Annotated in this window: 11 protein-coding genes; 10 read left to right on the top strand and 1 reads right to left on the bottom strand. The window is 67.3% G+C overall.

The features are described 5' to 3' along the window. Positions 1–25: 25 nt before the first annotated feature. Both K8R92_11130 and K8R92_11125 read left to right on the top strand, forming a co-directional pair. Positions 26–1,156, top strand: coding sequence for an undecaprenyl/decaprenyl-phosphate alpha-N-acetylglucosaminyl 1-phosphate transferase (locus tag K8R92_11130; GenBank protein ID MCE9620441.1), 1,131 nt, complete (start codon positions 26–28; stop codon positions 1,154–1,156). Next, a complete protein-coding gene (locus K8R92_11125; GenBank protein ID MCE9620440.1) occupies positions 1,153–3,315 on the top strand; it encodes an O-antigen ligase family protein in 2,163 nt (720 codons plus the stop codon). Before K8R92_11130 ends, K8R92_11125 begins: the two co-directional genes overlap by 4 nt. On the opposite strand, the gene K8R92_11120 is transcribed toward K8R92_11125, so the two are convergent. Continuing rightward, the gene (locus K8R92_11120) at positions 3,296–5,245 is read right to left on the bottom strand and encodes a thioredoxin family protein (GenBank protein ID MCE9620439.1); all 1,950 of its coding nucleotides are present in this window, start codon (positions 5,243–5,245) and stop codon (positions 3,296–3,298) included. The two genes, K8R92_11125 and K8R92_11120, sit on opposite strands and share 20 nt — an antisense overlap. Before the next feature lie 532 nt (positions 5,246–5,777). Here K8R92_11120 and nusA point away from each other — a divergent pair. From nusA to icd, 8 genes are read left to right on the top strand one after another with little or no spacing between them, the layout of a single operon-like run. Further along, the gene (nusA, locus tag K8R92_11115) at positions 5,778–7,019 is read left to right on the top strand and encodes a transcription termination factor NusA (GenBank protein ID MCE9620438.1); all 1,242 of its coding nucleotides are present in this window, start codon (positions 5,778–5,780) and stop codon (positions 7,017–7,019) included. Between the two features lie 56 nt (positions 7,020–7,075). Continuing rightward, positions 7,076–9,868, top strand: a complete 2,793-nt coding sequence (gene infB / locus K8R92_11110) for a translation initiation factor IF-2 (GenBank protein MCE9620437.1) — start codon at positions 7,076–7,078, stop codon at positions 9,866–9,868. Then, on the top strand, positions 9,865–10,293 hold the full coding sequence (locus tag K8R92_11105; GenBank protein MCE9620436.1) for a ribosome-binding factor A: 429 nt from the start codon (positions 9,865–9,867) through the stop codon (positions 10,291–10,293). Before infB ends, K8R92_11105 begins: the two co-directional genes overlap by 4 nt. Next, a complete protein-coding gene (locus K8R92_11100) occupies positions 10,290–10,970 on the top strand; it encodes a hypothetical protein (protein ID MCE9620435.1) in 681 nt (226 codons plus the stop codon). The genes K8R92_11105 and K8R92_11100 overlap by 4 nt, the downstream gene beginning before the upstream one ends. A gap of 8 nt (positions 10,971–10,978) precedes the next feature. Beyond that, complete coding sequence (locus tag K8R92_11095; protein MCE9620434.1) at positions 10,979–14,482, top strand: hypothetical protein; 3,504 nt, start codon at positions 10,979–10,981, stop codon at positions 14,480–14,482. Beyond that, complete coding sequence (locus K8R92_11090; protein ID MCE9620433.1) at positions 14,482–15,204, top strand: YebC/PmpR family DNA-binding transcriptional regulator; 723 nt, start codon at positions 14,482–14,484, stop codon at positions 15,202–15,204. The genes K8R92_11095 and K8R92_11090 overlap by 1 nt, the downstream gene beginning before the upstream one ends. Then, positions 15,197–16,588 (top strand): hypothetical protein, encoded by a 1,392-nt coding sequence (locus tag K8R92_11085; GenBank protein ID MCE9620432.1) that lies wholly within the window; start codon positions 15,197–15,199, stop codon positions 16,586–16,588. Before K8R92_11090 ends, K8R92_11085 begins: the two co-directional genes overlap by 8 nt. Before the next feature lie 55 nt (positions 16,589–16,643). Continuing rightward, positions 16,644–17,933, top strand: coding sequence for an NADP-dependent isocitrate dehydrogenase (icd, locus tag K8R92_11080; protein ID MCE9620431.1), 1,290 nt, complete (start codon positions 16,644–16,646; stop codon positions 17,931–17,933). Positions 17,934–18,082: the final 149 nt, after the last annotated feature.

Here is an 18,082-nt window from a genome sequence, read left to right as displayed (position 1 = left end):
GTCGTCCCAGACTAGAGTACGCCCAATGGAGCTGCTTCCGCCCATTCTCTTTCTTGGTGGATTGATGCTGTCGGCGATCCTGACCGCGGCGATGATCCGGGTCGGCGCCAGGCTGCGTGCCTTCGATTCCGCCGGCAGCGACGGACATGAAAAAACGCTGCGGCCCGTGCCCAACATCGGCGGCATTGCCGTGGTCGCGGCGTTCGTGGGGCCGGCCCTGCTGGGCATGGCCTATTTCCTGCTCAATCAAAACCTGATCGAGAAGTCGGCCGACCACTTCGGGCTCCATCTTTTCCGCGGCCGCATCGACGACAAGCTCGCGGGGACCACCGCCATGCTGGGCGGAGCGGTGTGGCTGCTGCTGGCCGGCATGTGGGACGACCGCCGGGCACTGGGGGCGTCGACGAAACTGCTGCTGCAATTCATCCCCGCGGTGGTGCTGGTCTGGGGCTTCGACGTCCGCCCGCTCACGCTTCTGGACCACTACGGCCCGGCCGGCCATGCCCTGAGTGTCTTCGTGGGCATCCTCTGGATCGTCGCGCTGGTCAATGCCATGAACTTCCTGGACAACATGGATGGCCTGGCCTCCGGCGTGGGCATGATCGCGGCGCTGCTCTTCGCTGTGACCACCGTGATCGTGCAGCAATGGTTCGTCTCGGGTCTCTTCGCGCTGCTGGCGGGATCGCTGGCGGGGTTTCTCATCTTCAACTTCGCTCCCAAGGGTGGCGCCAAGATTTTTCTCGGTGATGGCGGAAGCCAGCCGCTGGGATTCCTGCTGGCGGTGCTGGCCATGCGCATCACCTTCGTGAATCCGGCGGAGCCGGAGTACGGACTTGGAACCCATTGGTGGGGCATCCTGGCGCCGCTGATCATCCTGGCCGTGCCGCTCTACGACATGGGTGCCACCAGCATGATCCGGATCCGCGAGGGGCGGAGTCCGTGGGTGGGGGACCAGCGGCATCTCTCGCACCGGCTGGTGCAGCGCGGATTCTCCAGCCGGGGCGCGGTGCTGATCATCTGGGCGCTGGCGGCGATCATCGGCATCGGCGGCATCATCATCGGCAATCTCACGCCGCTGCCCGCGGTGCTGGTCGTATTGCAAACCATCGCGGCGCTGCTGGTGCTGGCGGCGATGGAAGGAATCTTCCGTCGATGAGAAAACCCGGGGTCCCGGTCTCCGCCGCGATCCTTGGGGCGGCGATCGCGCTGCGGTCGCTGGTGGCGTGGGCGCCGACGCTTCGCTTCGACGTGGATCCGGTCTTCGATCCCGCCTCCTTCGCCGGGCTCGGCCCCTCCGCGAGCCTCTGGATCGACGCGGTCATCGCCCTGAGTGCAGCGTTCATTCTTGCCGAGTGCGCCTCGCTCTGGGCGCTGGGATTGCTTGTGGTTGCGGGGCTGGCTTCGATCTCCATCCTGGGGACGCATGCGACCGCGGCCGCAGGAGCGCCGTGGCGCGGAACAACCTGGCTGGCCGGATTTGTCGCAGCCGCGGCGGGAGTTTCGCTGGCCGCTTCCGCGCGGGACTCCGCGAAAATGGGCTGGGCCGTTCTGGTGACGTGCCTGGTCAGCGTCGCCGCCGCGTGGTGGACCCGCGGTGCCTGGCAATGGTTCGTCGAGCAACCTGCGGTGGTGGACTTCTTCCGCTCCAACGGGCGTGACCTCGCCTATTTCGCGGAACATGGCTGGGACGCCGACGGGCCGCAGGCCGCCGCCTATGTGCGCCGACTCTCGCAGCGCGAAATGTCGGGCTGGTTCGGCCTCGCCAACATTTTCGCCGGACTCTTCGCGGCCGCGACCGTTCTCTTCGCTGCGTTGGGAATCCGTTTGTCGGGCCGCGACCGCGTCCTCGCGATCGTGGCGACGGTGCTCTGCGCCGCGGTTCCGCTGGCCAATGGCTCCAAGGGCGCCATTGTGGCGATGGTGATTGGCCTGGGATTTCTGGCGGCCGCCAGGCATTCCACCAAGTCTCGCAACGCGTTGGCGGCAGGAGCGATCGCCCTGCTATTGCTGGCCATGTTCGCCGCGCCGCTGCGTGCCTTTTTTTCACCGGACGCATTCGGGCAGGAGCGAAGCCTGCTCTTTCGCAGCCACTACATCGTCGGCGCCTGGCGCATCTTCCTGGATCGGCCCTGCCCCGGCAGCGGCATCGATGGTTTTCAGGACGCCTTCCTTTCCTTCCGGCCGGCCGACGCAGTGGACGCGGTGCAGAGTTCGCACGCCGTCTTCTTCGACTGGCTGGCCCAGATTGGCGCGGCGGGAATTCCGATGATCGCCGCGGTTTTCGCCCTGACGGTGATGTCCTCGCGCGCCAGCGGCGACCGCGTCCTTGCCGCGGTGATTTCCGAATCGCGATTTCCGCGATTGCTCGCGACGCTCGCCATTGCCGCCGCCGCGGTGCTGGCCCTGCGATGCGAGGCCCACGCGCTGGACCTTCCGGCGCTGGCGGCCCGGCTGGCCGGCGCGGCGCTCTCCGGCGTCGCGGCGTGGTGGATTTTCCCGATCATCCTGCGCTGGGGAAGCACGCCCGCGCCCCTCCTGGCGGCGGCCGCCCTGACCGTATGGATCGATGGGCAGATTGAAACCACCATCTGGAATCCCGGATCCATGGTGTGGGCCTGCGCGCTGCTGTCGGTCAGCGTTCCGCGCTTCCCGAGCGAGCGACGGCAGTGGTTCGCCGAGGGGGTGCGCTGGTTCGCCGCGGTCGCCGCGATGCTCTTCGCGCTGAGTTGCCTCCACCTGGCCCGAGGCGCCAACGCGGAGGAAGCCCGCGTCGAGCGCGCCGCGCAGCATCTGCTTGACGCCGCGGAGGCAGCCAAGGGGGAGCCCGGCCCGGCCGCGCGGATCCAAAGCGCGAGGATCCTCTGCGAAGGCTCCGCCACCCCGACCGATCTCTCCATGCAAGCCGCCATCGACCAGTTGATCCGCGCCTCGACGCTCGCGAAGAATCCGACGCAGGCACTGGAGATGCTCCACGAAGCGCGGCAACTCAGCGACCGCCTGGGCTCAAGGACTTTCACTCAGCGGCAGAATGCCTCGCTGCTGCGCGAGCACATCGCGGCGCAGACGCACACCGACGCCGATGCCACCGCCGCGATGGAGGCCGCACTTGCCGTCACGGAGATGGATCCGCGCTGCGCCGGGGCGTGGCTCCGTGCCGCCCGCTGGGCCGCGAAACTCTCCCGGCCCGTCGCGGGCGAGTACGCCCGGCGCGCCATCGAATCCGACGACTCGATGCATTTCGACGTGCTGCTGAAATTGCGCCCGGCCGACCGGCTCGAAGCGGAGCAGCTGCGCGCTACTTGGTCGAAGCCTTGAGGGCGGACTGGATCGCCTCGGTGACCTGGCCCGACGAATAGGCATCGCTCTTCATCACCACCTGGCCGTCGGCGGACTGCACCACGAGCAGGGGAATGCTCACGCGGTCGTAATCGTGGAGCAGGTTCCATCCGTCACTTTTGCGGCTGGTGATGTCCACCTTGATCGGTGCCACGCCCGCCTGGGCCAGCGCCGTGACGACCTCCGATGAATCCAGCACCGCGCTCTCCAGCGCCTTGCAGTTCAGACACCACTCGGCGGTGAAATCGAAGACGATCGTCTGGTGCTTTGCCTTGGCCGCGGCGACCGCCTCGGGCGAGTAGGGGATCCAGTTCGTCTTGCTGGATCCTCCCAGCACTGCGCTGATCCCGGCGCTCAGCGCCACCATGGCCAGGGCAACCATCGAAAAAACCAGTCGGAAACGCTTCTTTTTGGTGATGTGAAAAGTCCGCCACAGCAACCAGAGGCCGGCCAGCGATCCAATGCTGCCGATGAGCCACCAGTGCAGATGCGTCGGGGTCGACAGCAGTCCGTTGACGCCGGCGCCGATGAAGAAGATCGCCGCCGCCAGGAGCAGGATGCCCATGACCTGCTTGACCAGCTCGCTCGCCGGTCCGGTGCGAGGCATGCGCGACACCAGCGATGGATACGCGCTCAGGATCAGATAGGGCGTCGCCATGCCGGCGCCGATCGTTCCAAAGACCACCAGCACCGTCGACGCACTGCCGCTGGCGGCGGCCCACCCCGCGGCGGCGCCCATGAGCGGCGCGGTGCAGGGGGTCGACAGCACGGCGGTCATGATTCCAAACACGAATGTGCCCGGATAGGAATCATGCTTGGGCTCGATGGCGTAGACCCAGGCCGGCAGCCCGACGCTGAAGAATCCCGCCATGCCGACGGCCATCAGGGCGATGAAGAGTCCCAGCGCGATGGTGAAGGCCGGATACTGGAAGAGCTGGTTGGCGGCGCTGAATCCGCTGACGCCGCTCACCAGAGCGCCCAGGGCGAGCCAGAATCCCACCACGCCCAGGCTCATGACGAATCCCAGCGCGAAGCACTTGCGCCGGTTGCCCGCCGACTGACTGAGCGACATGATCTTCAGCGGAATGATCGGCAGAACGCAGGGAGTGAAGTTCAGCAGCATGCCGCCCAGGAAAGCCACCAGCAGCAGCAGGAGAAAGCCGGCGCCGCTGGGGTCGACATGGAACGAAGCTCCGAAGAAATCAAAAAGGACACTTTTCGAGTCGCCTAACCCCGCAGCGTCGCTGACCAGTTTCCTGGGATCGAACGGCGCGAAGATTCCGCTCGTCGCCGCGACCGGTGCGGCGGAATCCACCTGGAGTGTGAAGGGAATCTCAAGATCGGCCGGCCCCAGGCAGACGGAGGTGCAGGCCTGGAATCCGAGGATGGCGGTGGCGCTGTGCGTGCCGTTGGCCGCGTCGGCGGCGACCTGCACCGCGGCGAAGATCACGAAATCGCCCTCGTACACGGCGAGCGTCTGCTTGCCCTCGCCGAAATCGAAGGTGGCTCCCACCGGCGCCGGCCACTGCACGCCTTGCAACTTCAAGACGCCGGCGTCCGGCGCTTTGGCCTGGAGCGTCAGCGTCGAAAAGATCGCCGACTCGAAAACCGACGCCCCGGGTAGTGCTCGTGCCTGCGACTCCACCGGCCACATGTGCCAGCCGCTCTTCACTTGAACCCGGATTGCGACCGGCACCAGCGAGCCCGGACGGACGGCACCCTTGGGAACCTCGCCGACGGCGCTGACCGCGTCGCGGGAATCGCCGAAGGCGGGTTTGGCCGCGCCCTTGAAGGGCGGCGAGAAACTCGGCAGCGCCGCGGGCGCCTGTGGCGGGGCCACGGCGGCCGAAGCGGCCTGGGTCAGGCCGATCCACAGGAGAGCGGGCAATAGGAAGCGGAAGAATCTCATTCGATCGAGCCTAGCAGCCTTGCAAGGCGAATTTGACGGCCGACGGCGCGGACCGGTTCATGCCTTCACTTGAGAATCCGGCCGATTTCCAGTACAATTCCGCGCTCGGTTCCTTGTTGGAGCCGGTCCGTCCGTTTCACGATCGAATCCCATGACCAAAAGTTTTCGCACCATGGTTTCGTCGGCCCACCTCCCGCGATGACGCGCTTGAGCGTCCATCCTGGAGTCGGGCGTCGTCTTGGCTTTGGGCCAAGTGCGGCTGAAGGCTCGCGCATGGAGGCCGTCTTGTAGAAGACGCCCTCCAGGAGTCTTGACTGTCCCTTCCGGACGGTCAGTGGACGGGTCACGCCGCGGTGCCGCACCGAGCGTGACCCGCGTTCGTTTTGCGGCGACAACCTGTGGCGGCGCCGGGCCGCGGACAATTCAATTTTCGTCACTCAAAAACAGAAGAGACATCCCAATGAACAGTGAAACCCTCCGAATCCTCGACTCCATCGCCCGCGACCGCAATATCGACCGCGAGATCCTTCTCATGGACCTCGAGCAGGCCATGGTCAGCGCCGCCCGCAAGCACTTCAACAGCGAGAATCTCGAGGAGTTCGGCTGCGAGATCGACCGCCTCAATGGCGCGCTGCGCATCTGGAGGAACCTGGAGGATGGCGCCCAGGAGGAGATCCCGCTGGCCTCGCTGGGCCGCATTCCCGCCCAGACCGCCAAGCAGGTCATGATCCAGAAATTCCGCGAGGAGGAGCGCAACAGCCTGCTCGAGGAGTTCTCCAAACGCCAGGGCGAGCTGGTCACCGGCACCGCGCAGATGTACGAGGGCGGCTCGCTGGTGGTGCAGATCGATCGCGCCGAGGGCTTCATGCCGCGCAGCGAGCAGATCCCGGGCGAGCAGTTCCAGCCGGGCGACCGGGTGCGCTGCCTCATCCTGGATGTCCGCGACGCCGGGCACCAGGTCAAGATTGTGCTCAGCCGCGCCCATCCCGACTTCATCCGCCGACTCTTCGAGGCCGAGGTGCCCGAAGTTGCCGAACGCGTGATCGACATCAAGGCGATGTCCCGCGAGGCGGGCTTCCGGACCAAGCTGGCCGTTTCCAGCATCGACAGCAAGGTCGATGCGGTCGGCGCCTGCGTCGGCGTGCGCGGCAGCCGCATCCGCAACATCGTCGACGAGCTGGGCGGCGAGAAGATCGACATCGTGCGCTGGAACGAATCCAGCCAAGTGCTGATCTCCAACGCCCTCAAGCCCGCCGAAGTCGAGGAAGTCACGCTCTGCTTCGAGCTCGGCCGCGCCACCATCATCGTGCGCGAGGATCAACTGAGTCTGGCCATCGGACGGCGCGGACAGAACGTCCGGCTGGCGGCCCGCCTGACCGGCTGGGACGTCGACATTCTCACCCCGCCCGAATTCCAGAAGGGCCTGGCCATTCTGGAGGAAACGGTGCGCCCGATCGAAGGCATCACCGACGAAATGCTCGACAAGCTCGGCGCGCTGGGCCTGATCAGCGTTTTCGACGTGGAGGAAGTCGGCCCGGAGATCCTGGAGACCAACCTCGGCATCGCTCCGGAGCTGGCCGACCTGATCGTGACCACCTGCATCGACAAGGCAAAGATCGTTGCCGAGCAGCAGGAGCAGGAGAAGAGTGCCGCCGAGCGGCTGGCCGCCGAAGAGGGCGCCGCGGCGGATGTGCTGCTGGGAGCCGCTCCCGCGGTCCAGACCGACCAGGCCGCGGAAGACACGGCCGACGACATTCTGGGCGGAAAGAGTTGAATTGCATGCGCGTTGTGAACCTGAAATTTTTGAACTGAAACTACAAAGGAATTCCATTGGCCAAGATCACGAAAGTCCGCGTCTCGCAGTTGGCGAAGGAACTTGGTGTCCCCACCAAGGAGATTGTTTCACGCTGTGAATCCGAGGGCATTCCCGATGTCAAGCAGCCCCAGTCCACCATCTCCATCGGACTGGCCCAGACCATCCGCGAATGGTTTGGCGGCAGCGGCGGCGCGTCGGTGGCCGTGCAGGAAGCTCCCGCCCAGACGGCCAAGGCCACTGAGGCCGGTGATCAGCCCGAAAAGAAAGTGACCGCGAAGAAGCTGGCGGCCCGGCCGGCCGCGGAAAAGCCGGCGCCGCCGGTTCGCAAGGCGGCTCCCAAGGCGGAGCCCAAGGTCGCCGAGGTTCCCGAGGCGCCCGTCGTCGATCCCTCGACGCTGCACGCAAAGAAAAAGGAAGTCGCCGCGCCCAGCGCCGACAATGACCAAGGCGCCGATGGCGGCGCTGCCAAGACCGCGGAGGCGCCGCGCGTCGCCGCCGAGGCTCCCAAGCCGGTCGCGGCTCCGCCCAAAACATTCCTGCGGCCCGGACCTCCGGCCAAGGCCAATGTGCCGACGCGTCCGACCGACGTGCGCGCCGCCGGCCCGATGCTGCAGCAGCCCGACAAGACCCGCCTCTCCGGCCCGCGGGTGATCCGCGTCGAGAAGGCCGACACGCTTCCCGCCCCACGGCCCAGGCCAAGCATGGGCTCCGGCGACTATCGACCCGGCTCGCGATTCGGCGGCGGCGGCGCCACCGGAGGCGCGGGAGCCGGAACGGCCCCGGGCGCGCCCTCGCGCGGACCCGACAAGAGCGCCGGCGGCCGCAACAAGCGCCGCGTCATCGCCAACGACGGGCGCGGCCGCGCCGGCGAAGCGGCGCCCGCCGATCCTTGGCGCAAGCAGGATCTGAAGGAGCGCGAGGAGCGGATGTCCTCCGTCGGGTTCTTCAAGAAGAACCGCGTGCGCACCACCGACAAGAAGACCTCGGCCCAGCCCGTGCGGCAGATGGGTCCGGTGACCGGCGTCGTCAAGATCTCCGAGCCCATCAACATCAAGGAGCTCTCCTCGGTGACGGGTGTGAAGGCGTCGGACATCCTCAAGCGCCTCTTCATGAAGGGCACGACGGCCACGATCAACAGCATCATCTCCTCCGACCAGGCCCTGGAAACCATGCTTGAGTTCGACATCGAACTGGTGATCGAGGAGGCCCGCAGCGCCGCCGACATCATCGAGGCGGGCTTCAAGGAGCGCGTCCGCAGCGACGAGCGCCCGCGCAGCCCCGTGGTCACCATCATGGGACACGTCGACCACGGCAAGACCAGCCTGCTCGACCGCATCCGCAACGCCAACGTCGCCGCCGGCGAGGCGGGCGGCATCACCCAGGCCACCAGCGCCTTCCAGACGCCGGTGAAGGCCGGCGACCAGGAGCGCGTCATCACCTTCATCGACACGCCGGGCCACGAGGCCTTCACCAACATGCGCGCCCGCGGCGCCAAGGTCACCGACCTGGTGGTCCTGGTGGTCGCCGCCGACGACGGTGTGATGCCGCAGACCATCGAGAGCATCAACCACGCCAAGAGCGCGGGCGTGCCGGTCATCGTGGCTCTCAACAAGATCGACAAGCCGGAGGCGACCGAGAAGAACATCCAGCGCATCTTCGGCCAGCTCGCCGAGCACGGGCTCAATCCGGTGGAGTGGGGCGGGCAGACCGAGGTCATCAAGACCAGCGCCGCCAAGAACACCGGCATCCAGGAGTTGCTTGATGTGCTCGACTACCAGGCGGAATTGCTCGGCCTGAAGGCGGACTACAAGGGCCTGGCCCAGGGCACCGTGCTCGAAGCCCAGCTCGAGGAGGGCCGCGGCGCCGTCGCCCGGCTGATCGTGCAGGAAGGAACGCTGCGCCGCAGCGACTTCGTGGTCATCGGCCGCGCCTTCGGGCGCGTGCGTGATCTTGTGAACGACAAGGGGCAGCGCGTCGACGAGGCGGGCCCGAGCACGCCGGTGGCGATCAGCGGCATCGACATGATGCCGGACGCGGGGGACAAGTTCTTCTGCGTGACCAGCCTGAAGGACGCCGAGGAGGCCGCCGAGGACCGCCGGCGCATCGAGCGCGAGCGCGAGTTGGCGGCGCCCAAGATCACCCTCGACAACATCTTCGAGCACATGGGCAAGGAGCAGGTCAAGGAGCTCGGCTTGCTGGTCAAGGCCGACGTGCAGGGCAGCATGGAGACCCTCCGCGCGGTGCTCTCCAAGATCAAGACCGATGAAGTCGCGGTCAACGTCCGCCACGCGGCGGTCGGCGGCATCAACGAGAGCGACGTCTCGCTGGCCGAGGCGACCGGCTCGATCATTCTCGGCTTCAACGTCACCAGCAGCGGCAAGGCCCGCGCCCTGGCGGAGCGCAAGAACGTCGAGATCCGGCTCTATGAAGTCATCTATGAATTGGTCGACGACGTCACCAAGGCCGCCAGCGGACTGCTGACGCCGGAGATCAAGCTGGAAGTGCTGGGCCACGCCGAGGTCCGCGAGGTCTTCAAGATCTCCAAGGTCGGCATGATCGCCGGCTGCTACGTGACCGACGGCGTGGTGGAGCGCAATGCCCAGATCCGCGTCACCCGCGACGGCATCGTCGTCGAGAAGGACCGGCGGCTCGAGCAGCTCAAGCGGCTCAAGGATGACGCCAAGGAAGTCCGCGCCGGCATGGAATGCGGCATGAAGATCGTCGGGTACAACGACATCAAGACCGGCGACGTGCTCGAGTGCTACCGCACCTCCAACGTGACCCGCTCCATGCCCGCCACGCGATGAACCGCCACGCCCACGAGCCTTCGGATGAGCGCGGCGCGGGGCGGCTGGCCTCGTCACTCCGCCGCGCCCTGCAGTCGGCCATCACCGAGGATGGGTTGTCGGATCCGCGCGTCGAGGGCTGCATGATCAGCGTGCTCGACGCCGCCGTCGCCCCCGACCGCTCGACGGTGCGCTTCAAGGTCTCGGTGCTGCCGGGGGAGCGCGGCCTGCTGGCGATCGCGGCGCTGCGGCATGCCGCCGGCCGCCTGAAGGAAGGCATGTACAAGAAGATCGAGATCCGCCGCATGCCGCGGCTGGAGTTCGAGCTGGATGATTCGCTGAAGCGGCAGGCGGCCCTGGACGCCGCCATGCAGGCCGCCAAGCCGTCCAACGGACAAACCGAAGTGAACGATTCCGCACCCCATGACCGAGCAGAGGAACCATGACGACCGCGAAGCCAGAGCTCTACACCACCAAGTTCGCCCAGTTTGTCCGCACCAACGCGGAGAAGGACCCGGTCCCCTCGACCGACCTGATCGAACTGCTGATCGAGAGCTTCCTGCTGATGGACGCCTCGCGCGACCAGACCGCCCACGCCCTGTCGCGCATCCAGCACGACATGGTCGACTTCAACGACCTGCGCGTCTCGCTGGTAAAGGAGATGGTCGAGACCATCGGCGTGCGCTACCCCGAGGCCCACGATCGCTGCGTGCTGATGCGCCGCTCCCTCAACGACATCTTCAAGCGGCAGCACAAGGTGAGCCTGGAGCACCTCACCGCCATCCCCAAGCGCGACGCCAAGAGCTACATCGAGAGCCTTGACGGCATCTCGCCCTTTGTGGCGGCGCGGGTTTGCCTGCTCGGGCTGAACATCCACGCGGTGCCGATGGACCGCACCTCCATCCGCCTGCTGGTGGAGTCGGACATTTTGACCGCGGCGGGATCGGCGGCGGACATCTCGCAACTCATGCTGCGCCACGTGCGGGCCGAGGACGCGGTGTCGACCCACGTCGCCATCCGCAAGGCGGTCGACCGCTATCTGGTCTCGGGACGGCCCGCCCGGGTGGGCCGCGCGGCGCGGCGGCCGGCGGCGGCCGGGACGAAGCGCATTTCGCGGAAGTGATGCCTCCCATGGTGCGATCGATCGCGGCCGTGATTTTTCTGGCGCTGGGCGCCGGCTGCGCGACGGCGGGATCGACTCCGGACCAGGCAATCCGGCAGCAGGCAGTGCAGGAGAAGGCCGGCCCGGCGCAAGCGCTGGCGCCTCCCACGTTCATGTCGGTCAAGTCGGCGAAGGATCCCGCGACGGCGACGATGCCCCTGGCCGCGGCTGAAAGCATCCTGGCGCCCGCGCGCCCCGGCGAAGGCGCTCCGGCGGCTGAGGAAGAAGCGGAGCCGCAGTGGCTGGCGAAGATCCGGACCCATGTCCGCCAGCGCGAACTGGACCAGGCGATGCAGCAGCTGCTGGCTCAAGTCCGCAGCGATCCGCAAAATACGCTCGCCTGGCGGGAAATGGCCCGGCTCTTTGAGGGAGCGGGTCGGCGCGACACGGCGCTGAGCGCCTGGAATCAGTTGCTTTCGCTTTCCCCGAACGATGCCGAGGCGGCCGCGGCCAGCGGCCTGGACTTTCTGGCGGCGAAAAAATTCCTTCCGGCCGCCGAGCGCCTGCTGCTGGGGCGCCGGCTGCTCGCCGCGGAGCCGTCGAAGGCGGGCCATCAAAAATTGCGGATCGCCGCCTCGGCCGGGCTGGGGCTGGCGCTGGGCGAACTCGGCTATCCGCTGGCGGCGTCGGAGTGCTTCCATGAGGCCGCCGCGTTGGAGCAGGCCTCCATCGCGGAGATCGGCGCGACGGAGCGGCCGCTGCGTCGCCAGAGCCGGGAATTCCTCCGCTTCGCGGGGGAGTTCGAGGCCAGCGCCGGGCGATGGGAAGCCGCTGCCAATTCCTTCTCCGCGGCGCTGGCGCAGTCCGATGCCGCGGACGCGACGAGCCTGCCTCCGCTGGTCTGGGCGCTGGCCTGCTCCGGGCGCACCGCGGCGGCGCGGCAGGCAGTCCTTGACGCGCTGGAGCCAGCGGACCGGCCGGGACGGGCGGGGGCGCCCTCAGCAGTCGCATGGCTGGCACAGAATGGATGGGCCCAGCCCCTGCAAGAGTTTCTGCGTTCGGCGGCGTCGAAGCACGACGAGATCGCGGCGCGCTGCCTGCTCGCCTCCGGAGACGAGGATGCCGCGGAAATGCTCTTCGAGTCAGCCCCCCGGGTGCTCGAGGACTCCATCGCGCTGCAGGAAGCCGCGGGATTTCTGGCCTCACGACAGGGTGTCGCAGCCGTGGTGCACAGGGCGGTCGCGTCGGCGGAGACGGACCCGGAATCGGCACGGCGCTGGGCGCTTGCGCTGCGCACGCTGCCCATCTCCGCCCGCCAGTTGCGCGGCGCGCTGCGCGAGGCCCCGGCGAGCGAGGGAACCCGCGCGCTGCTGACCGCCTACGTCGACCTCGCGGGATTCGACTCGCTGCTGGCGCTGCGCACGATCGAGCCCTTCATCGCGGAGCCCGGCGCGCTGGGAAGCGCGTCGCGCGTCGCGGCGCTTCGGGCACTCGCGACCGAGCAGGACCTCGAGAAGATCGAGCGGATCGCCTCGAAGTGCGACGTCGCGTCCTGCGCCGAGTCCGCGGCGCTCTCCCACGCCTTCCTTGAGTGCGGGGAGATCGACCCGGCCATCCGTCACGCGGAGCACGCGATCGAGCTGGACAAGAACTGCGCCGACGCTTGGGTTGCGCGGGCGGCGATCGACGCGGCGCTGACGCTGGATCCATCCCCCGAGCGGACCTTTGAGAAGCGCAAGGAGTCCGCCCTCGAGGCCCGCGGCTCGCTCGAGCGGGCCATGACCGCCGCGCCAGGCGATCGCCTGGCGGCGCGGAAATATCTGGAGATCGCGGCCCCCGAGCGCGGCCTGGCGCCCGACGACGACGCCATGGAAACCGTTTCCACCTCGAAATTTCCCCAGGTGCAGCGCGAAAGCCGGCGCGAAAGGGCGCTCATGCAGCAGCGCCGGGGTCAGTCTGAGGCCGCCCTGGAGCCCTTGCGATTGCTCTTCATGGAGGATCCGCTGGACCTCGCGGTGGGGCAGGCGCTGACGGCGGCAGCGGCGGATGCCGGTCGCCTTCCCGAGACGGAAAAATTCCTCGACGCGCTGCAGGTGCTGCATCCGGCGGCGGCAGAGCTGGGCGAGGCTGCCCTTTCGACCAAGGCGCGGCAGGGGCGCCTGCTGGAGGCAATCGACCTGTTGACCGAGGCGTCCGCAGCCGATCCCGACTCGGACGCCTTCGTCCGCGCCTGCGTGCGCAGCCACGCCGCCGCGGGGCAGAAATCGCAGGCGTGGGGGGCGATGTCACGAGCCCCGGAGTTCATGCGCAAGGCCGCCGGACGGTCGCAGCTGGAGCGGATCGAATTTGCGCTCTCGGGCGAGCCTGATTCGGCGGCCGAGGAAATCCGCGGGTTGGTCCGCGGCGGCCGGCTTTCAAAAGTGCAGCGGCAGGCCGCCGTGACGCTGGCGCGACAGCTGCCGCCCGACGTCGCCGACCGGCCGGCACTTATCGCCGCCCTCGCCCGGCCGCTGCTCGAAGATCCCTCGGGATCGCCGCTCTTTCTCGCCTGCGTCATGCTGGAGGGAAGCTCCGCCGAGGCCTGCGCCCTGGCCGCAAAATCCGCCCGCGCGTGGGAGGTTGCCGGCGTGATCGAGGCCGCTCAGCTGCTGGTCGACGAGCGGCAACTGGACCGGGCCGAATGCCTGCTCCGCGAGGCGGTTCGCGTGAGCCAGGGGAAAAATCGCTCGCAACTCTTTCGCGCCGAGCTGGCGACCCTGCTCGCTGCCGCGGACGCAGGTCGGGCCCGCGCCCGGCTGATGGAGGAGCGGACAAAGCACGAATTCCGATTCAAGGATCCGGCCTCCACCACCGAGGCCGAGGATCTCGCCGAGCTGGGCAACGCCTTCCTTCTGGCGAGCCAGCCCGCCGCGGCGGAGGAATGCTTTCGAGCCGCCCTCGAATTGTCGCCGGATCTGGTGGCTGCGATGAACAACCTGGCGTGGCTGCGCATGGAGCGAGGTCTGATCGATTCCACGACGCTGGATCTGGTGAAGCGGGCGCTCGCCGCTTCGCCGACCGACGCGAGCACGTTGGATACCGCGGGATGGCTCGCCTACCGGCAGGGGCGCCTTGAGGATGAGTCCGGCGAGCCGGGCGGCGTGTCGCTGCTGCGCCGCTCGCTCGAGCTCGCCCGGGAGCGGGCCTCGCCCGAATCCATGGACCACTTCGCCGATGCGCTCTTCCGCTCGGGCAGAACCGAGGAGGCGCAAAAATTGTGGCGATTGATCGCCGAGCAGGCGTCCGGCAAATCCTCGCGTGCCAATGTGGTCAACGCATTCCAGCTGCTCCAGCAGAAGGAGCGGGGCATCCGCGCGCTGGACGCGGAGAAGTTCTACGACCGCAACGATGGCGCCGCCATCGAGCGCGCGAAAGGGAAATTGAAGGCCGTCGCCGAGGATCGCATGCCCGAGCTGGCCCCGATGGATCTCGCCCCTGCGCCAGCGGCACGTCCCGCGGTGCCCCCCGCACCGGCGCCCGAAGGAGCCAAGTGATGGCCGGCCACAGCGCGTGGAAAAACATCAAGCATCGCAAGGCGGCCGTGGACGCCAAGCGCGGCAAGATCTGGAGCAAGCTCGGCCGGGCGGTGACGGTGGCGGCGCGGGCGGGCGGAGCCGACCCCAAGTTCAATTCGGCGCTTCGCCTGGCCATCCTGGATGCGAAGGCCGGCAACATGCCGCGCGACACCATCGAGCGGGCCGTCAAGAAGGGCGCGGGGGGGGCGGACAGCGAGCGCTTCGAGCCCACCCGGTACGAGGGATTCGGCCCCGGTGGCGTCGCCATCGTGGTCGAGGCGCTGGTGGCCAACGCCAACCGCACCGCTCCCGAGATCAAGACCCTCTTCGACAAGAACGGCGGCAAGATCGGCGTGCCCAACAGCGTGATGTTCGGCTTTGTCCAGCAGGGAATCCTGCTGATTTCGAAGGAGGCCGCCGGCGAGGACGCGCTGCTGGAGATCGCCCTGGCCGCGGGCGCCGACGATGTCGCCGGCGAGGAGGAGGGCTGGCAGGTGACGACCGAGCCGGCCAGCTTCGGCGCCGTGCGCGAGGCGGTCGAGGCCGCGGGGATCGCTGTGGAAAGCGCGCAAATCGAATATGTTCCACTGAATACGGTTTCCGTCGATGCCCCAACACTTCAAACAGTTGAAAAATTGGTCGAGGCTCTCGAGGATCACGACGACGTGCAGCGCGTCCACACCAACCTGTCGCGTGATTGACTTCGTCCGCAGCGCCGCGCGGTGGAGAGCGTTGCCGCTCCTGCTGCTGCCGCTCTTGCTGGGCGCCTGCGGCACCAAGGACCGCGAATTTCCCGGGCACTCGCGCGACCAAGTCTGGAAGGCCATGGTGCAGTCCGCCGAGGACCCGCGCTACGCCGACTGGGTGGTGGTGGAGAACCAGGTCTGGCGCGACGACGCCGAAAGCCGCATCGAGATTCTGCGCGACCTGCGCCGCGACGTGATGGTTCCCGGCTCGGGTGTGCGCCGCGAGGAGACCGAGTGGCGATTCTCCGCGCAGGTCACCGACGGCGATCCGCCGGCGGTTGAGTTCTCCACGAGCACGATCACCGTGCCGGCGCATTTCTGGCTGCAGGCGGAACACTTCCTCAACGAAGTGGAGCGGCGACTTTCCGGGATGCCGCTGGAAACCAAGGCCAAGATCCTGGCCTACTCGGGCGGAGGGGAGTCGAGCACGCTGCCCGATCGATCCAAGCCGCTGCCTGTGGTTTCGACGTCGGAGATCGACGGGCGGGCACCGGCGGAAATTTCCGCGCCGCGCAATGTGGAGCCGACGACGGCGGCCAAGAGTTCGAACATCGCCGAGCCTGCGGTCGCGGCGCCGCCGGCACCCACGGTGCAGCCTGCGATCGCCAAGAGCGCGGAGCCCGCGCCAGAAAAAATCGCGGAGCCGGCTGCGGCGCCAAGCGAGGAAGCATCGCCGCAACCCGAAGAGGTGCCGATGCCGTCGCAGGCGTCGAAGCCCGTGTTGCCCTGGAGCGGCGAGCCTGCTCCGAAAGCCAAGCCCGAGACGCCGCCGGCCACGGAGCCGGCGCCTCAACCAACGCCCGATCCGGCGATGGAGCCCGCAACGACAAAGGAGCCCTCACCCGAGCCCGCCTCGGAACCCGCACCCGATACCACTGTGCAGCCTGCAACGGATCCCGCTCCCGCCGCCGAGCCCGCGACGCCGCCCGCAACGGAACCACAATCGCAGCCGGCCACCGAACCCGCGCCGACTCCCGCACCTGAACCCGCACCGGAGCCTGCGACGCAGCCGACAACGGAACCGGCGCCGAATCCGTCACCTGAACCCGCTTCGAATCCGTCACCTGAACCCGCTTCGAATCCCGCACCCGAACCCGCGCCGCAACCTGCGCCGGCGCCGGTTCCCGAGCCCGCTGCCAATCCCGCGCCCATTCCCGAGCCGACGCCGGCCCCCGCGCCTGCCGCGGAGCCCATGCCCACACCGGCTCCCTCCCATCCAACGGAGCCCATGCCTTCCCCGGATCCGACGCCAAATTCCGATCCGGAGCCCATCGATGTGCCCGCTCCCGCGCCGGATCCCTCCACGCCGCCGCCCTTCGAGCCGCCGCCGGATCCCTGAATTTTCGGTTAGTTTGAGGAGCCCGACGGGCACCATTTTTTCAAAGGAGCAACCCATGGCAAGCAAGATTCAAATGACCGCAGGCGGACTTCAAGTTCCCGACCAGCCCATGATCCCCTTCATCGAAGGCGACGGCACCGGCCGGGATATCTGGCGCGCCAGTGTCCGCGTGTTCGATGCGGCCGTGAAAAAAGTCTACGGCGGGAAGAAGCAGATCAAGTGGAAGGAAGTGCTGGCCGGGCAGAAGGCGTTCGATCAGACCAAGAACTGGCTGCCGGATGAAACGGTCGAGGCGTTCAAACATTACCTTGTCGGCATTAAAGGCCCGCTCACCACGCCGGTCGGCGGCGGGATTCGCTCGCTCAACGTGGCGCTGCGGCAGATGCTGGATTTATACGTCTGCCTGCGGCCGGTGCAATATTTCACCGGCGTGCCGAGCCCGGTGAAGCACCCGGAAAAAGTCGCGATGACGATCTTCCGCGAGAACACCGAAGACATTTACGCCGGCATTGAATACGCGGCCGGCTCGCCGGAGTCGCAGAAGCTGCTCGACTTCATCGCCAAGGAATTCCCGAAGGATTTTAAGAAAATCCGCTTCGGCACGAGCGATGCCACCGGCGCGTTCGCCAAGTCCGCAGGACTTGCCGACGCTTCGAAGGTCGAAGTGGGCCTCGGCATTAAGCCGGTGAGCAGGATCGGCACGCAGCGACTGGTGCGATCGGCGATCGAATACGCGATCAAGTTCAAGCGCAAGTCAGTCACGCTCGTCCACAAGGGCAACATCATGAAGTTCACCGAAGGTGGCTTCCGCGACTGGGGCTACGACCTGGCCAAGAGCCAGTTCGGCGCGGTTGAAATCGACGGCGGCCCGTGGTGCAAAATCCCGGAAGGCAAGCCGGGCGCGGGCATTGTCATCAAGGACGCCATCGCCGACATCACGCTGCAGCAGGTGCTCACTCGGCCGGAAGATTTTGACGTCATCGCGACGCTCAATTTGAACGGCGATTACCTTTCCGACGCGCTGGCCGCGCAGGTCGGCGGGATCGGCATCGCCCCGGGCGCGAACATCAACTACATCACCGGCCACGCCATCTTCGAAGCGACCCACGGCACGGCGCCTAAGTATGCCGACCAGGACGTGGTCAACCCCGGCAGCGTCATTCTCTCCGGCGTAATGATGCTCGAGCACATGGGCTGGCAGGAAGCGGCCGACGCGATCATCAAGGGGCTGGAGAAATCCATCGCCAACAAGACCGTGACGTACGATTTCGCCCGGCAGATGGAAGGGGCCAAGAAGATCAAGTGCAGCGAGTTTGCGGATGAGATTATTAAGAATCTCGGCTAACGAACGCGGCCGCGATGGTCCCTCTGTCCCTCTCCCGGTACGCCGGGAGAGGGTAGGGTGAGGGTTCTGTCGCCCTCAGCAATCGATGTGCGATTGAAAAGAGTCTCCGTCGCCGAATAACGTGCCTTGAGATTTTCCAGACCGTTCTC

The organism is Planctomycetota bacterium (genome assembly GCA_021414025.1).
In the GTDB taxonomy this organism is placed as follows: domain Bacteria; phylum Planctomycetota; class Phycisphaerae; order Phycisphaerales; family SM1A02; genus SYAC01.
This window is presented reverse-complemented; position numbering and strand designations above follow the sequence as displayed.

Bases quoted from the DNA above. Each gene is read 5' to 3' on its own strand.
- K8R92_11130 (MCE9620441.1), top strand. From the start codon at position 26: ATGGAGCTGCTTCCGCCCATTCTCTTTCTTGGTGGATTGATGCTGTCG.
- K8R92_11125 (MCE9620440.1), top strand. From the start codon at position 1,153: ATGAGAAAACCCGGGGTCCCGGTCTCCGCCGCGATCCTTGGGGCGGCG.
- K8R92_11120 (MCE9620439.1), bottom strand. From the start codon at position 5,245: ATGAGATTCTTCCGCTTCCTATTGCCCGCTCTCCTGTGGATCGGCCTG.
- nusA (MCE9620438.1), top strand. From the start codon at position 5,778: ATGGACCTCGAGCAGGCCATGGTCAGCGCCGCCCGCAAGCACTTCAAC.
- K8R92_11105 (MCE9620436.1), top strand. From the start codon at position 9,865: ATGAACCGCCACGCCCACGAGCCTTCGGATGAGCGCGGCGCGGGGCGG.
- K8R92_11100 (MCE9620435.1), top strand. From the start codon at position 10,290: ATGACGACCGCGAAGCCAGAGCTCTACACCACCAAGTTCGCCCAGTTT.
- K8R92_11095 (MCE9620434.1), top strand. From the start codon at position 10,979: ATGGTGCGATCGATCGCGGCCGTGATTTTTCTGGCGCTGGGCGCCGGC.
- K8R92_11090 (MCE9620433.1), top strand. From the start codon at position 14,482: ATGGCCGGCCACAGCGCGTGGAAAAACATCAAGCATCGCAAGGCGGCC.
- icd (MCE9620431.1), top strand. From the start codon at position 16,644: ATGGCAAGCAAGATTCAAATGACCGCAGGCGGACTTCAAGTTCCCGAC.